This is a genomic window from Haladaptatus sp. (assembly GCF_049589095.1).
In the GTDB taxonomy this organism is placed as follows: Archaea; Halobacteriota; Halobacteria; order Halobacteriales; family Haladaptataceae; genus Haladaptatus.
The window spans coordinates 1-3,184 of record NZ_JBAWAC010000051.1 but is presented as its reverse complement, the minus strand read 5'-3'; the positions used below and the strand labels follow the sequence as shown (position 1 = coordinate 3,184).

Sequence of the window (3,184 nt, the reverse complement as noted above, 5' to 3'; positions counted from 1 at the left end):
GGCGACGATGAGTTGTTCGTCGTGATCCGAGTTCGGATCGGAAAACAGGTTCTCGAACGTCACGCTCGCCAGGATACCGAACGCGATCAGCGCACCGGCGACGTAACAGAAGATTTCCGGAATTCGCGGTGAGCCGTACTGATTCATCAGTATCGCGCCGCCACCTCAAACGGTCAACGTGTATCCGTACGCTTTCGACCCCGAGAGGAGACTCCGAGCGAGTTGCTTGGATGGATTCATACAACCAGTGTCCATCACGCCCGTCCAAAGACGCCATCCCTGCTAGTGCACGCCGTTAGATAGAATCAGCTATCGACCGGGCCGGTCCACGAGTCGGGAACCTGAATGACGTAGCGACCGTTCTCCCGCATGGCGATAATGTACTCGTCGCGTTCGTACAATTCCATCAGGTTGAGTTCGTACTGGCCCGGTTCGACCACCTTGATGCTCTCGAATTGGCTGTTGAGCTCCTCCCGGAGTTCGTCGAGACTCGGTTGGTCGTCGTCCTCGGGTGGTTTGATGACCGTCCCCGTTCCGTCATCACCTGGACGCTCCGGGAGTTCGTCCTCCGGAACGATTTCGGAACGGGCACTCGCCTGTGCCCGATCCTCGTTCGAATCGGCTGGTGAATCGGACGGTGGATCGGCTGGCGAATCGGGCGGAGAATCAGCTGGTGAATCGGCTGGCGAATCGGACGGTGAAACCGGCGATTTTTGAGGTGGCGTCGAACGTGCGGACGTACTCGGCTGAGAGGGTTTCTGCTCGTGTTCGGGTTGCCCCTGTTGTCGCTCGTTAGCGCTTGAATCCGGGGATTCAGAGCGGTTACGCGAACCGACCCATCCTTTGACGGTACTCGTCGCGCGGCTGACCGCGCCCGTCTCGGATCGAGTGTCGGTGGCGGTCGAGTCGTCGGTTACCGTCGAATTGTCGGTGGTAGCCGCCGCAGCCTTCGGGTTCGAACCCGTCGTGGAGGCCTTCGTTTCGCCTGGAGACGGGGCGGATCCCGACGGTTGGAACTGGAACTTGTTGCCACCACAATCGGGACAACCGGACAACATCTCCTTCGACCCGTCAGCGAACGTCCGTCCACAGTTCGTGCACTTGTGGGGCATTATTTGTGGGAGATAAGCGCGCTGATGAGATTCTCGTCCTTGTGAAGCGTCTCGATCTGGTTTGCGGGGCCGATAACCGTGAGTTTCGAATCGGTCGACTCACGACCCATCAACCGACCGAGTAAGCCACCATCGGATGTCTTCGAGCGCGGGTAGGTCTCGATTTCGATACCACTGAACTCGTCGGGGCTGATCTCGGTCATCGTCACCTCGATGAGCTTGCTCTCCTCGTCGGGGGAGAGCCCCTCCTCTAGGATAACGATATTTCCATCACGGACACCGTCCAGTATCATCCGGATCTTCTCCATACTGGTCTTCCCGGCCATCCGCTCACCACCGATGAGGTCGACTTGGACGCCGTCGTCTGAATTTTTCACTTCTGGCATTGAGATCACCCGAAGTACTCCGCGATCTTCGTGTACACTTCATCCATGTTATCACCCTCCAGTGCGGAGAGTGGAATCGTCTCGTGTTGCGGATACGCGTTGCGAATCCGCTGGACGCTCGAATCGTCGAGGTCAGTTTTGTTCGCGAGGATAAGCACCGGCAGATCCTGACTCTCGATGATACCGATAAGCATCGTGTTCACCTGCGTGAACGGGTCAGTCGAGCTATCGAGAACGTAGATAACGCCGTCGACATCCTCACGGAGCCAATGCATCGCTTCCGCGACGCCTTCGGTCGCCTCGCGGGAGCGACGGACGGCGTCCTCTTTGTCCATATCGTGGTCGAGAAACTCCTCGTAATCGACTTTCGTCGTGACACCGGGCGTGTCTACGATGTCGATGGTGACTTTCCGACCGTCGCGTTCGATTTCGACGTTTTCCTTCCGTCGTGCGCGCCGTGTTTCGTGTGGAACGTGGCTTTCCGGACCGACGGCGTCACCAGTCCAATCGCGGGCGATGCGGTTGGCGAGCGTCGTTTTTCCAGCGTTTGGCGGTCCATAGATACCGATCCGTTTCGGCTCTTCCGATGTGAAGAGCTTGTCGGTCACACGTGCAATACTTTGCCTGAGACCAGTAAACAATCCCATCCTTTTTCCTCCCAGACCCCAGTGTCGGATAGTCGCTCTAGACAAACCGTTGTCGAGATTGAGCCGGACGTACGGGGCTGTTGCGCGTAGAACTTTACGCCATTCACTTAAACCTATGTCAGACAACTCTTGACACAATTCACTCACTGAAGTGGGAAAGAAATGGTGTAAAAAGGGCACGACGGGAAGGGGATTGCGAACGAAAAACGATGGAATCGACGGACGCGAACTGCCGGAATGGTTGATTTTCTATCCAGAGAAAAACTATTCCGATCGAACAATTTTCTCTCCATTGTGATCAAATGATATTCTACAAAGATTATTGTACGTGCGCGGGCCTCGTGCTGTTGGGCTTGATTCGATCAATCGTGTTGTTTCGTGTTGTTTAGTGGTTCCCGCGCGTGGGAAATGAACGGCACATCGTATTGCTATCACGAAACCTCTGACATCGGAAACTCATCTACGGGATGTGGTTTCCACTGGAAATAGAGGGGTTGCGATATTTGTGGGGGTGATGTACGTGGTCCGGACGAAGTCGATTGATGCTGAACCCCTATTTGAGTACTAAATCTTTCATCGAGTTGGTAAAAGACTAGGACGTGGGCATCCGACTGATCGCAGCATAGTGTGCCATGGTATCGTTGGACGAGGTCTGCCAATAGCCACGAAGACGGAAAGGACCAGAGAACGGCTGGTTCCCGATTGTCATCTCGGTGAAACAGTGTGCCGAAGAGAGCAAAGATGACGGTTGTTTGATAGATTGGTGGACACCCCCACCCCTTCGTTTCAGGTGGAAACGGGAAAAGTCGGGTGGTGGGGTGTCAGAAGCCGATAACTTACAAAGAATACTCCCCTCTAGAAAAGTAAAGACTCTAGTTTGCGGATATTGTTAGCTAGACGTTGTAATAAAGGTTCTCGTTCTAGACAAGCCCCTCCCCCCACCCACCTTCGACCACGTTCCACCCGAAACGAGGGGGTGGGGGGGTACAAAGCTGCGTGTTACCATTGAACATGGGCCGTGTTTCACCCTCTTTCGATC

3 protein-coding genes are annotated in these 3,184 nt (G+C 55.1%); all 3 read right to left on the bottom strand.

Annotated elements, in window-relative coordinates; genetic code table 11:
* Window positions 1–305: 305 nt before the first annotated feature.
* Genes WBV42_RS01695 through WBV42_RS01685 form a run of 3 tightly spaced genes read right to left on the bottom strand, consistent with a single transcriptional unit; the run spans window position 306 to window position 2,145 of the window.
* Complete coding sequence (locus WBV42_RS01695) at window positions 306–1,112, bottom strand: OapC/ArvC family zinc-ribbon domain-containing protein (protein WP_423984496.1); 807 nt, start codon at window positions 1,110–1,112, stop codon at window positions 306–308.
* Window positions 1,112–1,498 carry a DUF2073 domain-containing protein gene (locus WBV42_RS01690; protein ID WP_066139761.1) on the bottom strand — a complete coding sequence of 129 codons (387 nt, stop codon included), beginning with the start codon at window positions 1,496–1,498 and terminating at the stop codon, window positions 1,112–1,114. Before WBV42_RS01690 ends, WBV42_RS01695 begins: the two co-directional genes overlap by 1 nt.
* A 5-nt stretch (window positions 1,499–1,503) precedes the next feature.
* Entirely contained in the window at window positions 1,504–2,145 is a 642-nt protein-coding gene (locus tag WBV42_RS01685) for an Era-like GTP-binding protein (protein ID WP_231186207.1), read from the bottom strand.
* Between the last annotated feature and the right edge of the window lie 1,039 nt (window positions 2,146–3,184).